The organism is Kribbella sp. NPDC058693, from assembly GCF_042715335.1.
In the GTDB taxonomy this organism is placed as follows: Bacteria; Actinomycetota; Actinomycetes; order Propionibacteriales; family Kribbellaceae; genus Kribbella; species Kribbella jiaozuonensis.
On record NZ_JBHXSQ010000002.1, the window covers coordinates 1,022,131 to 1,038,231 of the forward strand.

Here is a 16,101-nt window from a genome sequence, read left to right on the forward strand (position 1 = left end):
GGCACTACCTGGTGGTCGCGAAGGACAGTGCCTTGGCGAACTCGAGGACCTGCTGGATGCCGGCCGGGCCGTCGGCCGCCGCGCTGATCCGCAGCGAGATGTCGTCGGCCGCGACCGAGCCGGTGTACCCGTGGTCGGCCTCGCAGTTCGGGTCGGCGCAGACGGCCGGCTCGAGGTCGATCCGGTTGACCATGCCCCAGCCGATCGTCAGCACGACCTCGCCGGCGCCGGCCACGGCCGGGTCGGCCTTGCCGGAGGCGTAGCCGGCCGGATTCGGGACGACGCGGTTCACGACCACGGCGTTCACCCGGTGCAGCGGGATCGCCTCGGTGGAGGTCGACGCGTACGGTGCGCGGATGAGTTCGTCGGCGGCGTGTTCGTCGGTGTGGCCGACGATCAGCCGGCTCGGGGTCAGCGCCAGGATCGTGATGTGCCGCCGGACCTCGTCACGGTCGAACGTCGGCTCGTGCTGCAGCACGTAGGCCCGGATCGGCTCGCCGGCGATCGCCACCTCGAGCGAATCGGTCACCACGTCGGGGTAGTAGCCGCACCGATCTATCGCCTCGCGCAGGTCCGCGGATGCGTCCGCGAGCTCCGGTGCATTCAGGTCACGCATGCAGCCCATCCTTGCACGATCGCGACCCCGAGCGTTCGACCCTTGTGGACAACCACGCTCAGTTCGCGCTCGCCTTCCGCAGGACCGGCGCACCGGCGGCGCCGGCGACCGCGACGAGGACCAGACCGGCCACCACCTGCCCGATCAGCAGCAGTACGCCGGAGTTGCCCTGCGTGATGACCTTGCCGCCGCTGAGTGCCAGGCCGCAGAGCGCACCGAACCCGACGACCGGCAGCCCGACCCCGATCACCGGTACGACGGCCGCGACCCGCGCCGACCGCTCGATCACCTTCAGCGGTACGCCGGACCGACGCAGCGCTCGCGCCGGAGCCGCCTGGTCCAGCGCCGTACCAACCGCACCGGCTGCCGTGGACGCTGCAACGGTCAGGAACACCAGCGAAAGCAGGAGCGCTACACCGATGCGCATGTCGTGGAAGCTCGGGTCGTCGTCACCGGGCGGCATGAACACCGAGATGAAGCCGGTGACGAAGCCGGACAGCACCAGCGCCGCCACTGGACGGAAGGCGCCTTTCGGGTCGTCCACAAGTCTGCGACCGGCCAGCAACGTCACGGGACCGTTTGCCAGGTTCGCCATCGTCTTGCCGACCACCTGCACCGCGAACGGGCCGATGACGCGTACGGCGAGCGCAGCGAACCCGACACCGATCAGCAAGGGCAGGAGAGCGGCCTGCATCCCGTAGTACGCCAGGATCACCGGACCGATCACCAGCAAGCCGATGCGCAGGACGCTGACGCCCTTGCGGGTCTGGCCGCGGACAACGCCCAGCGGGGTGATGCTGACGCGGCCGAGTCCGATCAGCGCGCTCACTACAGACAGAACGGGTACGGCGACCAGGACGACGAGGACCGTCCACCAGTTGACGGTGATGTCACCGACGTACCAGCGTCCGCCGCCGAGCGGGATGCGGGCGATCAGTGGACTGAGAACGGTGTAGCCGACCAGTCCGACCACTGCGCCGGCCATTGCTAGGACGGCCTGCTCTACAGCGCTCAGCCAAAGGACCTGCGTCCGTGTGGCGCCTGCGAGACGCAGTGCGGCCAGTCTGTGTTCGCGGCGCTTGGCGGCGACGCCTGCGGCTTGGCCGACGAGGCTGAGGATCGGGAACAGCACCAGCGTGATGCCGAACGCGACGGCGATCAGCAGGCCGACCATACGGCTGTCCCAGACCTTCTCGTTCCAGCTGCTCACGTACTGCGGGTGCTCGTCGGCCGGGATCGTTCGGACGCCGCGGATGACGATGAACTCCTCTGGTGACGACAGCCCCTTCGCGCTGATCACGCCGGTCGGCTGCGCAACGCCGTACTTGGTGCTGAGGCTGGACCAGTGCTTGGCGACCTCGGGCGATACGAAGACCTCACCGGGCTTCGGGGTGTGGTCGAGGCCGGGTGGTGGCGGGAGTTCGTTGGGCTTGAGTGTGGCGAGGTCGAGGACGCTCAGGCGGTGACCGTCCACGCGCTGGTCGTCGTCGAGGTTCAAGGCACCGATCGCGGTCGCCGGGTCGGCCTTGTCCGCACTCCGCCAGCCGATGCGCTCCGACCGGTGCGACAGTCCGAGTGAGCCGGCGATCAAGAAGGAGACGAGAAGTGCGACGACAGCCGTCGCACCGAGCGCTGCCAGGTTGGCGGCCCGGCCACCGGGCCCAGGCCGACGGACGAAGCGCAGACCGAGATCAGTCATCGGATTCATCGCACGACCCCGCTTCCGAGCGGACCACCGGGGAGCGGGCCGACGCCCGGTGCGTCGCCCACGCGGCCATCGACGATGTGGAGGGCTCGGTGGCAGCGGGCTGCCACGGCGTTGTCGTGGGTGACGACTACTACTGCGGCGCCGCGGTAGGTGGCGGCGCCGACCAGCAGGTCAATGACCTGGGAGCCGGTGGCTGCGTCCAGAGCGCCGGTTGGCTCGTCGGCGAACACCACCTGCGGTTCGCCGACCAGGGCACGGGCAATCGCGACTCGTTGCGCCTGACCACCAGATAGCTCACCAGGACGCCGACCAACCTCAGCGGCGAGGCCCACCTGCGCCAGCATGTTCCGTGCCCGGCCGATCGCGTCCCGACGGCTCAGACCGTCCACCATCAGCGGGAGCGCTACGTTCTCGTCGGCGGGCAGCTCGGCGAGCAGTTGGTTGTCCTGGAACACGAAGCCGAGCCGACGCCGACGCAGTACGGTCCGGGCGGCATCGTTCAGCTGGTCCACGCGTTCACCGCCGAGCCACACCTCCCCCTGGTCCGGCGTGAGAATTCCGGCCAGCACATGCAGGAGAGTGGTCTTGCCATTGCCGCTCGGGCCCATCACCGCGAGCGCCTCGCCGGACCGGACGGCAACGTCCACGCCGGCCAGGCCGACGACGCTGCCGTAATGCTTGACCAGGCCATGACCGGAGAGCACGACCTGCGACTGGGGACTCTGGAAGTTCATAGCCCAGAGCCTTCCGCGTACGCCGCCCGCGATCGTCGGCCCGCAGACCGGTCTTACCGTCGTCTTCCGATGCCTTTCGGCCCACCGGCGTACGACTGAAGTCGTACGTCAGGCCTGGAACGCTGACGGAAACGCGTCCCGATAGCTCGGGATCGTGCCGCCCGGCGTCTCCACCGACTCGGCGTTGAGCATCGCGTGCACGATCGCCCGCGACAGCGTCCGCGCACCGGCCGCGTAGAGCGTCTCCAGCTGCCCCAGCGCCATCGGGTCGGTGACGCTCAGCCGGGGTCGGTCGTCGTCGGGCAACCTGGTCGACAACGCGAAGATGCTGTCACCGTCGACGAGCGTGTGGATCGGATCGATCGCCCGCGCCAGTCCGTCGTGCGCGACCATCGCCATCCGCTTCGTCGCCGCCTTGTCGAGCGGTACGTCGGTGGCCAACACGGCGATCACCGTGTTCATCGACGGCCCCGGGATCAGGTTGCGACCGGGCGCGGCCGGTGGCGGCGGCTCGACCGGAGTACGCAGGTGGCTGAATTCGTCACCGATCCCGAACCGCGCGCCGTACAGGTTCCCGTCGGCGTCGACGGTCGAGCCGGCCGCGTTGACGATCACCAGTACGCCAACCGTCGTACCGTCGTCGAGCCGGATGCTGGCTGACCCGACGCCACCCTTCAGTGAGCGCGCCCGGGCTCCGGCCCCGGCGCCGTGGTTGCCCAGGGCAACAGGTCCGTCGGTGGCGGCGGCGATCGCGTCGGCTCCCCAGGACGGCTCCGGCCGGGCCTTGAAGTCGCCGCCGCGGGCGAGGTCGAAGATCACCGCGGCCGGCACGATCGGCACCACGTCGTACTCGCTCTGGCCGACGCGGACGCCCTCACCGCGCTCCTCCAGCCAGCGCATCACCCTGCCGGCGGTGTCCAGTCCGAACGCGCTTCCGCCGGTCAGCACGATCGCGTTCACGCCGCCGTTCGAGTTCACCGGCGAGAGCAGGTCCGTCTCCCGCGTGCCCGGCGCTCCACCGCGGACATCGACACCGGCGACAGCGGTGGTCGGAACGTGGATGACCGTCGTGCCGGTGAGGTACGGCGCATCGACGCGCTCCACCTGACCGACAAGCACTCCAGGGACATCGGTGATCGCATTGTGCGGACCAGGTTGCATGCTGCGGATCATAATCCGGTTGCGGTGAACGTTAGCGTGAAATGCATGAACGCCGATCAGCTCTGTGGTCTGCTGGCCGAACCGTCGAGGTTGCGGACGTACTCCGCGATCGTCCTCGGCGCCTCCACCCCCGAGCAGGTTGCCGGGAGCACCGGACTCGCCGCGCCGGTCGTGGTGAAGGCACTGCAGCGGCTGACCAAGGGCGGGCTGATCGAGGCCACCCGCGACGGGTTCACCGCGGACGAGGCGGCGTTCAAGGACGCCGTCCGCGAGAGCCGTCCCGAACGCGTGCCGCTGGACCCGGATCCCGAGCGCGACAACGTGCTGAAGTCGTTCATCCGCGACGGGCGACTGACGCATTTCCCGACGTACCCGGACAAGTTCCGGATCGTGCTCGAGTACCTGGCGCAGAACTTCGAGGTCGGCCGCAGCTACCCGGAGACCGAGGTCAACGAGATCCTCAACCGCTGGCACCCCGACCATGCCGCGCTGCGGCGGCAGTTGGTGGACACCAGGTTGCTGACGCGAGAGAACGGCATCTACACGCGCACGGGGTGACCGCGCGTGTCAGGTGAGCCGACGGGCGGGAGTGTCCTGGCGAGGCTTCTCGTTCGGCGCGATGCGGACGGTGGTGTCGAGGACGCAGGCGCCCTCGGCCGAGACCAGGACCGAGCGCAGGTCGAGCCGGACGACCTCCTCGAGGTCGAGGGTCAGCCGGGAGACCCGGTGGAGCAGGTCTTCGATCGCGGAGATGTCAACCGGGTCCGAGCCGCGGTAGCCGTACAACAAGGGCGACGCCTTGACCTCGCGCACCATCTCGGCCGCGTCCCGCGTGGTCAGCGGCGGCATCCGGTACGACCGGTCGCCGAGCAGGTCGGTCGCTACTCCGGACAACCCGAACGTCACCACCGGCCCGAACGACACGTCCTCGATCGTCGAGATCACCACCGGCACCCCGGGCGGCGCCATCTTCTGTACGACGAACTGCGCCCGCCCCGGATCCGACGCGACCCCGAACATCTGGGTCATCTCCGCCCAGGCCGCCCGCATGTCGTCCTCGTCGTGGATGTGCCGCCAGATGTCGGCCAGGTCGGGCCGCATCCGCCACTGCTCCGCGGTCGCCTTCAGGATCACCTCGAACCCGAGATCCGCCGCCCGGTCGACCGCCTCGTCCGCGCTCAGCACCGGGAACGCCGGCAGCACACTGATCCCGTAGAAACTCAGCAGCCGCTGCCGGTCCGCCTCGTCGAGATCAGCGCCGCCCGGATGCCGCTGCAGGAACTCCGCGACGAAGTCCTCTCCCCCGGCGGTGTCCACATCCGGCAGGTCCGGGATCCGGCTGTCTGAGCGCCGGCGCCACTCGGCGTACTGCGTTGCCTTCGCGAGCGCGCCGACGGCGTACTGCGGGTTGAGGAACGACGGGATCGATCCGCGCGCGGCACCACCGTCCTCGTCAGGCACCTGCAGTTCGGCGGGGACGCTGCGGGAGGCGAGGAACGTCGACACCACGGGCTTGTCCGAGTCGGCTGCCGCCGCGGCGAGCACCTGCGCGACCTCGGCGCCGTTCGACTGGACCGGCGGCGTGTAGATGACCACGACCGAATGCACCCGGTCGTCGGCGAACACCTCGGACAGGGCCACACCGAAGTCCGATGCGGTCGCGTCCGCGCTCAGGTTCCGCGGCTCGCCGGCCGTGTCGAGCCCGCAACCCGCCATGGTGTCCAGCGCGAGCAGTGTCAACGCATCGGAGTTCGAGACGATCGCGACCCGGCGGCCCTTCGGCAATGGCTGGTGCGCGAGCAGCTGGGCGACGTCGAACAGCTCGCCGGTGGTGTCCACGCCGATCAGGCCGCTCTGCCGGAACAACGACTCGACGGTTGCTGGAGGCAACTTGCTGCGCCGGATCATCTGGCCCACCGGCACGCCCTGCGTGGCCCGGCCGGACTTCAACGCGATCACCGGCTTCCGCCCTGCGAGACGGCGCGAGACCCGGCTGAACTTGCGCGGGTTGCCGAGCGACTCGAGATACAGCAGGACGACCTCGGTAGCCTCGTCGGAGTACCAGAACTGCATCAGGTCGTTGCCCGACACATCGGCCCGGTTGCCGGCCGAGACGAAGCTCGACAGACCGAGACCACGACCGACCATGTCGGCCAGGATCGGTACGCCGAGCGCGCCGGACTGGCAGAAGAACGCGACCCGGCCCTTGCTCGGCATCAGCGGCGACAGCGTGGCGTTCAGCGAGACCCCGGCCGCGGTGTTGATGACGCCGAGCGCGTTCGGGCCGATCACGCGCATGCCGTACGAGCGCGCGAGCCCGACCAGGTACCGCTGCCGCTTCCGGCCTTCGTCCCCGATCTCGGCGAACCCGCTGGACACCACGACCAGCCCGCGCACGCCCTTCGCCGCGCAGTCCAGCACGACGTCCGCGACCATCTCCGCCTTGACCGCGACCACCGCCAGGTCGACCGTGTCACTCACCTCACGGATCGTCGGGTACGCCGGGACGCCCTCGATCTCGTCAGCTTTGGTGTCGGTGTTCACGGCGTACAACCGGCCCGGGAAGCCGCCGTCGCGGAGGTTGCGGAGCAATGCGTTGCCGATCGTGCCTTCGCGCCGGCTCGCGCCGATCACGGCCACCGACGACGGGGTCAGCAGTCGCGCGATCGACAGTGCCTCGGAGCGCTGCTCGCGGGCCTGCATCACGCCGAATGACGTATCGGTCGGCGCGATGTCGAACTCGACCACGATCACGCCGTCCTCGAACTCCCGCGCGACCTTGTACCCGGCCTCGGCGAAGACCGTGATCATCTTCCGGTTGTCCGGCAGTACTTCGGCGACGAATCGGTGGATGCCGTTCTCGCGGGCCGCCTGGGCCAGGTGCTCGAGGAACAGCTGTCCGAGGCCACGGCCCTGGTGCGCGTCCTCGATCAGGAATGCGACCTCCGCGGTATGCCGTCCGGTCCGCTCGTACCGGCCGACGCCGATCATCTCGTCACCGACCGTGACGATCAGGGCGAGGCGGTCGTGGTAGTCGACCGTGGTGAACCTCGCCACATCGCGATCGGATAGCTGTGGGTACGGGGCAAAGAAGCGGTAGTACTTCGACTGCTCGGACACCCGGGCGTAGAACGCCACCAGCAGGTCCGCGTCGGAGGGCGTGATCGGACGCAGATGTGCGGTCGCGCCGTCCCGCAGGACGACATCGGCCTCGTACTCCGCCGGATAGCCGTCCGGCAGCTCGTGGTCATACTGGTCCGGCACCTCGTAAGCGTACTCAAACAGTGACCTCGGAGGTCGTGAATATTGGTCGAGCGCATCGCGCCGGTGCTGGTCTTCCTGATCGCCGTGACCGTCATCGCCGAGCTGGCCGACCAGGCCAAGGTGTTCGACGTCGCGGCGCGGGAGGCCGCGCACCTCGCCCGCGGCCGGGTCTGGCGACTCTGGCTGCTGGTCGTCGCGCTCGCCACCGGGCTCACAATCGTGCTGTCGTTGGACACCTGCGCGGTGCTGCTGACACCGGTCGTGCTGTCGATGGCACGCCAGCTGGAGATCCCGCCGAAGCTGTTCGCGTTCACCACGGTCTGGCTGGCCGGTACGGCGTCCTTGCTACTGCCCGTGTCCAATCTCACGAACCTGCTCGCCCTCCACCAGTTCCGCCAGTTGGACACCTCGTTCATCTCGGTCAGTTGGCGTCCCGCGATCGCGTCGATCCTGATCACGGTCGTCGTACTCGCGGTCCTCTTCCACCGGGACCTGCGCCGGAAGTACGCCGTACCGCCGACGCCGCCGGTCGAGGACAAGGTGCTGTTCTGGGGCTCAGCGGGCGTGTGTGTGCTGCTGGGGCCTGCGTTCGTGTCGGGCGTCGAGGTCGCCTACCCGGCGAGCATCGGGGCGATCGTGCTGGTCGTGTTGTTCGCGGTCCGGCGGCGCGACGTGCTGCGGTGGTCGCTGATCCCGTACAAGCTCGTGATCACGGTCGTCGTGCTGTTCACGGTGGTCGGGTTCCTCAGCGCCCACGGGCTCGAGGACCTGCTCCGGCGCGTCGCGGGGACCACGTCAGAGCTGCGGCTGAGCGCGACAGCGTCCGTCGGAGCGAACCTGTTCGACAACCTCCCGGCGTACATCGCGATGGAGCCGGTCGCGTCCAGCAGCCCGCACCGGATGATGGCGCTGCTGATCGGCGTGAACTGCGGATGCCTGCTGACGCTGTGGGGTTCGCTCGCCACCCTGCTCTGGCGCGCCCGGTGCGACGCTGCCCGGGTGGACATCTCCTGGTGGTCGTTCCTGTGGCGCGGTCTCATCCTCACGCCACTTGTCGTGACAGGAGCTGTTTTGGCACTGAATGGGTAATGTGCGCGACATGGCGACGGAGCAGAGCACCTCGGCGGTGACCCGGGAGTTCCGTGACGCGCGCGACTTCCTCGTGGCGCATCGGGACGACTACGAGACGGCGTACCGGGACTTCAGTTGGCCGGCGTTCGAGCGGTTCAACTGGGCGCGGGACTGGTTCGACGCGCTGGCGGTCGAGCAGGCCGAGGTGGCGGCGCTGACGATCGTCGAGGAGGACGGTCAGGTCACCTCCCGGACGTACGCCGAGATGGCCGAGCGGTCCCGCCAGCTCGCCGGCTGGCTCACCGAAGCGGGTCTCAAGCCGGGCGATCGGGTGCTGATCGTGCTCGGCAACCAGGTCGAGCTCTGGGAGACGATGCTCGGCTGCATCCGCGCCGGCGCGGTGATGATCCCCGCGACCACGTTGCTCACCGACGCCGACCTCGCCGACCGCATCTCCCGCGGCAACGTCCGCGCAGTCGTGACCAGTGGCGCTGACGCCGACCGGTACGCCGGGATCGCGGACCACTGCATCCGGGTCGCCGTCGGTGCGGACGCCGAGGGCTGGCTGCGGTACGCCGACACCGAGAGCTACGAAGGTCCTGTCCCCGAGGTCGACACGGCCGCCGACGACTCGCTGCTGCTGTACTTCACCTCCGGTACGACGAGTCAGCCGAAGCTGGTCGAGCACACGCAGGTCAGCTACCCGCTGGGCCACCTGTCGACGATGTACTGGATCGGCCTGCAGCCCGGCGACGTACACCTGAACGTGTCGTCACCAGGCTGGGCCAAGCACTCGTGGAGCAACGTGTTCGCGCCGTGGAACGCCGGTGCGACCGTCTTCCTCTACAACTACACGCGCTTCAACGCCGAGCGGATGCTCCAGATCCTGCAGGAGTACGGCGTGACCACGTTCTGCGCACCGCCGACCGTGTGGCGGATGCTGATCCAGGCCGACCTGTCAGCGGTCGACGTACAGATCCGTGAGTGCATCTCGGCCGGTGAGCCGCTGAACCCTGAGGTGATCGAGCAGGTCCGCAACGCCTGGGACATCACCATCCGGGACGGGTACGGCCAGACCGAGACGACCGCGCAGATCGGCAACACACCGGGTCAGCCGGTGAAGCTCGGCTCGATGGGGCGGCCGCTGCCCGGGTACAGCATCGCGCTGATCGATCCGGCCTCGGACGTGATCGGCGACGACGGCGAGATCTGCATCGAGCTGGCACCTGCGCCGGTCCCGTTGATGCGCGGCTACCGGGACGCGGACGAGCTGACCGCCGAAGTGATGCGGAACGGGTTCTACCACACCGGCGACGTCGCGAGCCGGGACGCGGACGGGTACATCACGTACGTCGGCCGCTCGGACGATGTCTTCAAGGCCAGCGACTACCGGATCTCGCCGTTCGAGCTCGAGTCGGTGCTGATCGAACACCCCGCGGTCGCGGAGGCGGCCGTCGTACCGTCCCCGGACCCGGTCCGGCTCGCCGTGCCCAAGGCGTACGTCGTCCTCGCGGCCGGGCACGAGCCGTCGCGGGAGCTGGCCGGGGAGATCCTGGCGTTCTGCCGCGAGCACCTCGCGCCGTACAAGCGGATCCGCCGCCTCGAGTTCGCCGACCTGCCGAAGACGATCTCCGGCAAGATCCGGCGGGTCGAGCTCCGCGCGGACGAGGCCGCGAAGGTCGAGAGCGGCGCCGGCAACACCTACGACGAGGCCGACTTCAAGTAGCGGCGTACATTTTGCTCATGAGCGACGACAAGAGCATCATCGGGCGGATCGACGACCTGGTCGCGGAGGAGAAGGACCTCCGCGCCAAGCACGCCGCCGGGCAGATCAGCGACGCCGACGAGCACGCGCGGCTGAAGGCTGTCGAGGTCGAGTTGGACCAGTGCTGGGACCTGCTCCGGCAGCGGCGGGCACGGCGTGAGTTCGGCGAGAACCCGGACGACGCGCAGGCCCGTTCGGCCGACACCGTCGAGGGCTACCTGAACTAGAAACCTCTCAGTTTCTCCGGGGTGATCCGGATCAGGACCGAGTACGACGCATGGAACTGATCCGGAGTCATCCCCAGCCCAGCGATGTCGTCGGCGTACTTCGCGTTGTACGCCGTGAGGGCGTCGCCGCTGATCGGTGCGCTCTCGATCACCGCCGTACCGGTGATGACGCCGACGTCTCCCCCGGTGTGCGTCGCGTTGAAGTTCACGCTGACCTGCGGGTGGGCGGCGATGTTACGCAGCTTGGCCTTGTCCGGCTCGCTGCCGATCAGGATCTCGTCGTTGTACCAGAGGAACCAGACCGGCGTCGGAGCCGGTGTACCGGACTTGGCGACCGAGGTCAGCCAGACGATCCGCTCGTCGTCGAGTTGCCGGGCGATCCGCTTGCCGAAGCCGGTGGAGGTGTCAATCGTGAACATCAGAACCTTTCAGAGCGATGGTCCGAGACGCCCCCACTCGATCGCCGGGCAGTGGTTCATCACCATCGTGAGTCCGGCCGCGGTCGTCCGCTCGTAGGCGTCCTGATCAACTACGTCCAGTTGGAACCAGACCGCCTTGGCGTTGATTCCCACCGCTTGGTCCGCGATGTCGCCGGCCAGGTCGGAGTTGACGAACACGTCCACGCAGTCGACCGGGAACGGGATGTCGGCGAGCGTCGCGTACCCCTGCTCGCCGTGCACGGTCTCCGCGGACGGGTGCACCGGCACGATCCGCTTCCCGTGACTCTGCAGGAACCGGGCCACGCCGTACGCCGCGCGGCTCGTGTTGTTCGACAGCCCGACCACGGCCCACGTGTCGCAGTCGGCCAGGATCTTCCGGATCGCCTCGTCCATGTTCAGCCCCTCAAGTAGGTCAGCACCGCGGATACGCGCCGGTCCAACCCATCTTCCAACCGCAGCTTGGCGAAAATGTTTCCCACGTGCTTGCGGACCGCGGCCTCGCTCACCACGAGCTGTTCCGCGATCGAGGCGTTCACTCGGCCCTCCGCCATCAGCGCGAGCACCTCGAGTTCGCGCGGCGTGAGTGCGGCCAGCGGCCCGTCGTTGCGTCGTCGGGCGAGCAGTTGACGTACGACCTCCGGGTCGACCACGGTCCCGCCGTTCGCGACCCGGTCCAGCGACTCGAGGAACTCGGCGACGTGCCCGACGCGGTCCTTCAGCAGGTACCCGATCCCGCCGGTCGTTGTCTCCAGCAACGTCGACAGGTACGCGTCGGCGACGTACTGCGAGAGCACCAGGATCCCGATCGCCGGCAGCTCCGCCCGGATCGCCGCAGCCGCGCGCAGGCCTTCGTCGGAGTGTCCGGGCGGCATCCGCACGTCGGTGATCACGACGTCCGGCGGGTCCTTGCGTACGACGGCCAGCAGCGTGTCGGCATCCCCTACCGTGTCCCGTACGTCGTGCCCGGCGCGATCCAGAATGCTGGCCAAACCCTCCCGCAACAGGAGCGAGTCCTCAGCCAGCACAATGCTCAGTCGCCGAGTCGGCACGGGCACTCCATTCTCAGTCGGGTCGGCCCACCGGGTGGGCTGTCGACGTCGAGTGTGCCGCCCAAGGCGTCCAGTCGCGTCACCAGCCCGGTGAGTCCGGTCCCCGCACCGAGACGTGCGCCGCCGATACCGTCGTCCTGGATCGCAATGACGAGCCGGTCACGATCCACCCAGCCGGACACGTCGCACTTCGTCGCCTGCGCGTGCTTCGCGACATTGGCGAGCGCCTCGGACACGACGAAGTACGCCGCGGCCTCGATCGGCGGTGGCAAGCGGGTGGTGGACAGCTGCACCGTCACCGGTAGCGGCATCCGGTCCGCCACCTCCCGTACGGCGGCCTCCAGTCCGTGATCGACCAGGACGCGCGGATGGATCCCTCGTACTGCGGCCCGCAGGTCGGCCAACGCGGCTTCCGCCTCGGAGTGCGCCTTGACCACCAGCCGTCGCCCCTCGCCGTCCGGCAGATCCAGCTCGGCCAGCCCGAGCGTCATCGTCAGCCCGACCAGCCGCTGCTGTACGCCGTCGTGCAGGTGCCGCTCGATCCGCGCCCGCTCGGTCTCGAACGCGTCGACAAGATCGAGCCGCGAGCGCCGTAGCTCGGCCAGATTGCGCTGCAGCTCCTCCTGTCGCGGACCGAGCATGGCCTTCGCGAGCGAGGCCTCGGCACCGGCGATGACGCCGAGCAGGTACGAGCTGACCACGTAGAACACCGGCCCGAACAGGACCAGGAAGATGAGCCCTTCCCAGGCCGAGTCCAGCGTCCACGGCCCCATCCCCATCTCGTCGTTGTCGGCGATGATCGGCGCGGCCAGCGTGGTGAGCAGGATCGTCGCACTCATGGCAGCGAAGGCCCCGCCGACGAGCCAGAGGAAGACACCGAGCACGAAGCTGTAACCCAGCGCCCGCATCGACGCCTGCTCCCGTCGCCGGAAGGTCAGCCGCTGCCGGACGGTGAGTCCTCTCGGCAGCTTCGCGTGCGGGCTGCTGATCCCGTCTACCAACATCAGCCCGGCCCGCCAGCGCTCGGCCCAACCGATCGCCGCACCGATCAGCGGGAACGCGGTCAGCATCAGAACGCCGATCAGGATCGGGCTGAGTACTGCGCTGACCGCGGCCAGCCCCACCAGCACGCAGATCGCCAGCGCCCCGGCCGGGATGGACGTGAAGAGATAGGCGTAGCTCCGCCACGGCCACGACGAGATCAGGTAGCGGGGCGACGCTAGCGCTGCCCACGCCGTCTTTGGTCTCTCCACTTCTCAAGCCTAGATGTGGTCCAGCCCGGAGGGCGGTAGCGTGCGCGCTACTCCAGGTCTCCACCATGAGCCAGGGTTCCGTGCGCGCTTCCGCGGTTGCCTGGTTCCATGACCGCTACCGCGCCTTCGTACCCGACCGTCTCGCCCGTCGAGCCGCCTGCGCTGCTCCTCGACGGCATCACCAAGACGTACCGCTCCAAGGCCGGCGCGGTCGACGCGCTGCGCGGAGTGACGTACCACTTCGCCCGCGGCTCGTTCACGGCCGTCATGGGCCCATCCGGTTCCGGCAAGTCGACGCTGCTCCAGTGCGCCGCCGGACTCGACCAGCCGACCACGGGCAGCGTCGTACTCAACGGAGTGACGCTGAACGGGCTGAACGAGGTCGAGCTGACCAAGCTGCGCCGGGCGGAGATGGGCTTCGTCTTCCAGGCCTACAACCTGCTGCCGTCGCTGACTGTGTACGACAACGTCGCACTGCCGCTCCGGCTGACCGGACGCCGGCCGTCGCGCAACGACGTACACCGGGTGCTGGACCAGGTCGGACTGGACGGCAAAGCGAAGCGGCGGCCTGCCGAGCTGTCGGGTGGTCAGCAGCAGCGGGTCGCGATCGCACGGGCGCTGATCACCCAGCCGTCGGTGTTCTTCGCCGACGAGCCGACCGGTGCGCTGGACAGCGGCACCAGCCGGCAGGTCCTCGCGCTGTTGCGAGAAGCAACTGACCGCGCCGGGCAGACCGTCGTCATGGTCACCCACGACCCAGTAGCCGCGGCGTACGCCGAGCGCGTGCTGTTCCTGTCCGACGGACTGCTCGCCGGACACCTCGACCGCGCCACGCCGACCCAGATCGCCGCGGCCATGAGCGACCTGGAGCAGTGATGTTCTACCTCAGCCGACAGACCGTCAGCCGCCACCGGTCGCTGTACGCCGGTTCGTTCGTCGCGCTCGCCGTCGGAGTCTTCCTGCTCGGGCTGGCTGCGACGGCAACGGCAGCGACCATCGCGTACCGCGGACCGGCCGCGTCCGCGATCACAGTCACCACGCTCGGCGGCGACGACGCAGCACCTCGGCAGATCCGGGTGCCGTTCTCGGACGCCGACGTCTCGGGGCTGCAGGTCGTCCTGAACATGGTCGGGGCGATCAGCGGATTCATCACGATCTTCGTCATCGCCAGCACCTTCGCCTTCGCGGTCGCATCGCGGCGGCAGGAGATCGGCTTGCTGCGACTCATCGGCGCGACTCCACGACAGATCCGCCGAATGGTCCTCGGCGAGGCGCTCGTCGTCGCTTTGGCTGCGTCATTGACCGGCGCGGTCGCGGCTCAGCTTGCGACCCCGCTCCTGCTGGCGAAGGCGTCGTACACCGAGCTTGCGCCGGTGAAGCTCGAGCCGGCGTCGCCGTGGTTGCCGCTGGCGATCGCCGTGTCGGCCGGGCTGTTGGTCGCGATGCTCGGGGCGCGGTCGGCGGCGAGGCGGGCTGGGCGGGTCGGGCCGATCGATGCGTTGCGGGAGGCTGCGCTCGAGCCGCCGCGGATCGGGGCGGTCAGGATCATCTTCGGCCTGCTGTTCATGGGCGGCGCGATCACGATGCTGTCGCTGATCCGGCCGTCGAGCGGCGACGGCGCCGTACCGCTGGCGATGTTCACGCCGATGGTGATGGTGATCGCGCTGACGCTGCTCGCGCCGCTCGTCGTACCGGTGGTCGGGCGACTGTGGGCGCTGCCGTTGGTCGCGTGGACGCGCGTGTCCGGTCGGCTGGCCCGTAGCAACGTGGTCGCCGCGCCACGCCGAAGTGCGTCGCTCGCCGCACCCATCCTCGCGATCTCGGCCGTAGCCGGCTCGATGGTGCTCAGCCTGAGCTTTGCCGCGGACAGTGCTGGGGCGACGATCCGGGATGCTGTTCGCGCGCCGATCGTTGTCACCGGAGGTGCGCCAGTTGCAGGGCCTGGAGTGAAAGCGGTGGATGCCGCCTTGCCGCTGCAAATGGTGCGGATCGATCGGGATGATGCGGAGCTGGAGGATGTCGAGGGGATCGATCCGGCGGTCGCGTCGCAGACCCGAGATCTGACCGCGCTGTCCGGGGATGTCCGTCAGCTCACCGGGAATACGGTTGCTATTGGCAAGGAAATGTCCGGGTTCGAGGGGTACAAGGTCGGCGACGAGATCCCGCTGGTGTTCGTCGACCGGACGCCGGTGAAGCTGCGGGTGGTGGCGATCGTGAAGGACGCGTTCGGTGTGAACGCGTCGCTGCTGATCCCGCTCGACCTGGCACGCAAGCACGCGCCGAAGGCCGAGCCCGAGCGGCAGTTCGTGCTGCCGGCCGACGGCGTCGATCCCGCGAGCCTGGTGAAGCAGTTGCCGAATGCGCAGCTGGCGGCGGACTGGGAGGCCGACCAGGCGGACGGCGTACGCAAGGGGAACCAGTTCGGGCTGATCCTGCTGCTCGGTCCGGCCGGGCTGTACAGCGCGATCGCCAACACGCTGCTGATGGGCAGCCTGCAGCGGCGGCACGAGTTCGTCACCTCGCGGCTGCTCGGCGCGACGCCGGCGCAGATCCGGCGGATGGTGCTGTGGGAGTCGTCGCTGGTCGGAGCGGTCGCGCTGAGTCTCGGTACGGCGATCACCGTGACGGTCGGGATCCTGATCCGGCACGCGATGAACGCGGGGCTGGCCGACGTACCGTTCACGGTTCCGTGGGGCGTGCTGCTGGGGATCGGCGGACTTTGTCTGATCCTGGCGGTAGGGTCCGCTCTGGCCCCGACCACGTACATCCTGCGCCGGTCACAGCCTTCCGCAGTAATGGAATAGACCGGTACG

At 68.9% G+C, this 16,101-nt stretch carries 15 protein-coding genes; 6 read left to right on the forward strand and 9 right to left on the reverse strand.

The window, feature by feature from the left end; translation table 11 throughout:
• Nucleotides 1-4: 4 nt before the first annotated feature.
• From ACFWUU_RS14525 to ACFWUU_RS14540, 4 genes are all read right to left on the reverse strand, one after another.
• Nucleotides 5-616 carry a DUF5998 family protein gene (locus ACFWUU_RS14525; RefSeq protein ID WP_137255308.1) on the reverse strand — a complete coding sequence of 204 codons (612 nt, stop codon included), beginning with the start codon at nt 614-616 and terminating at the stop codon, nt 5-7.
• 58 nt (nt 617-674) lie between these two features.
• On the reverse strand, nt 675-2,315 hold the full coding sequence (locus ACFWUU_RS14530; RefSeq protein ID WP_380175809.1) for an FtsX-like permease family protein: 1,641 nt from the start codon (nt 2,313-2,315) through the stop codon (nt 675-677).
• A 5-nt stretch (nt 2,316-2,320) separates the two neighbouring features.
• Entirely contained in the window at nt 2,321-3,058 is a 738-nt protein-coding gene (locus ACFWUU_RS14535; protein WP_380175811.1) for an ABC transporter ATP-binding protein, read from the reverse strand.
• 108 nt (nt 3,059-3,166) lie between these two features.
• Complete coding sequence (locus tag ACFWUU_RS14540) at nt 3,167-4,219, reverse strand: P1 family peptidase (protein ID WP_380175813.1); 1,053 nt, start codon at nt 4,217-4,219, stop codon at nt 3,167-3,169.
• Between the two features lie 45 nt (nt 4,220-4,264).
• Here ACFWUU_RS14540 and ACFWUU_RS14545 point away from each other — a divergent pair, with 45 nt between their 5' ends.
• Nucleotides 4,265-4,777, forward strand: a complete 513-nt coding sequence (locus ACFWUU_RS14545; RefSeq protein WP_380175815.1) for a DUF2087 domain-containing protein — start codon at nt 4,265-4,267, stop codon at nt 4,775-4,777.
• 9 nt (nt 4,778-4,786) lie between these two features.
• Here the strand turns inward: ACFWUU_RS14545 and ACFWUU_RS14550 are convergent, their stop codons facing one another.
• The gene (locus ACFWUU_RS14550; protein WP_380175817.1) at nt 4,787-7,483 is read right to left on the reverse strand and encodes a GNAT family N-acetyltransferase; all 2,697 of its coding nucleotides are present in this window, start codon (nt 7,481-7,483) and stop codon (nt 4,787-4,789) included.
• A 42-nt stretch (nt 7,484-7,525) separates the two neighbouring features.
• On the opposite strand from ACFWUU_RS14550, the gene ACFWUU_RS14555 reads away from it, so the two are divergent.
• From ACFWUU_RS14555 to ACFWUU_RS14565, 3 genes are read left to right on the forward strand one after another with little or no spacing between them, the layout of a single operon-like run.
• Nucleotides 7,526-8,572: an SLC13 family permease gene (locus tag ACFWUU_RS14555; protein ID WP_233714787.1), complete on the forward strand. Its 1,047-nt coding sequence runs from the start codon at nt 7,526-7,528 to the stop codon at nt 8,570-8,572.
• A 10-nt stretch (nt 8,573-8,582) separates the two neighbouring features.
• A complete protein-coding gene (locus ACFWUU_RS14560) occupies nt 8,583-10,280 on the forward strand; it encodes an AMP-binding protein (protein ID WP_380175819.1) in 1,698 nt (565 codons plus the stop codon).
• 17 nt (nt 10,281-10,297) lie between these two features.
• Nucleotides 10,298-10,546 (forward strand): DUF2630 family protein, encoded by a 249-nt coding sequence (locus ACFWUU_RS14565; protein ID WP_380175821.1) that lies wholly within the window; start codon nt 10,298-10,300, stop codon nt 10,544-10,546.
• Here the strand turns inward: ACFWUU_RS14565 and ACFWUU_RS14570 are convergent.
• Genes ACFWUU_RS14570 through ACFWUU_RS14585 form a run of 4 tightly spaced genes read right to left on the reverse strand, consistent with a single transcriptional unit; the run spans nt 10,543 to nt 13,288 of the window.
• Nucleotides 10,543-10,965 (reverse strand): TIGR03667 family PPOX class F420-dependent oxidoreductase, encoded by a 423-nt coding sequence (locus ACFWUU_RS14570; protein WP_380175823.1) that lies wholly within the window; start codon nt 10,963-10,965, stop codon nt 10,543-10,545. The genes ACFWUU_RS14565 and ACFWUU_RS14570 overlap by 4 nt on opposite strands.
• 9 nt (nt 10,966-10,974) lie before the next feature.
• Nucleotides 10,975-11,379, reverse strand: coding sequence for a CoA-binding protein (locus ACFWUU_RS14575; protein WP_170989784.1), 405 nt, complete (start codon nt 11,377-11,379; stop codon nt 10,975-10,977).
• 2 nt (nt 11,380-11,381) lie between these two features.
• Nucleotides 11,382-12,035, reverse strand: a complete 654-nt coding sequence (locus ACFWUU_RS14580; RefSeq protein WP_137255298.1) for a response regulator transcription factor — start codon at nt 12,033-12,035, stop codon at nt 11,382-11,384.
• On the reverse strand, nt 12,017-13,288 hold the full coding sequence (locus ACFWUU_RS14585) for a sensor histidine kinase (protein ID WP_380175825.1): 1,272 nt from the start codon (nt 13,286-13,288) through the stop codon (nt 12,017-12,019). Before ACFWUU_RS14585 ends, ACFWUU_RS14580 begins: the two co-directional genes overlap by 19 nt.
• A gap of 108 nt (nt 13,289-13,396) precedes the next feature.
• On the opposite strand from ACFWUU_RS14585, the gene ACFWUU_RS14590 reads away from it, so the two are divergent.
• Both ACFWUU_RS14590 and ACFWUU_RS14595 read left to right on the forward strand, forming a co-directional pair.
• A complete protein-coding gene (locus ACFWUU_RS14590; RefSeq protein WP_380175827.1) occupies nt 13,397-14,164 on the forward strand; it encodes an ABC transporter ATP-binding protein in 768 nt (255 codons plus the stop codon).
• The gene (locus ACFWUU_RS14595) at nt 14,164-16,092 is read left to right on the forward strand and encodes an FtsX-like permease family protein (RefSeq protein ID WP_380175829.1); all 1,929 of its coding nucleotides are present in this window, start codon (nt 14,164-14,166) and stop codon (nt 16,090-16,092) included. Before ACFWUU_RS14590 ends, ACFWUU_RS14595 begins: the two co-directional genes overlap by 1 nt.
• The last annotated feature ends 9 nt before the right edge of the window (nt 16,093-16,101 follow it).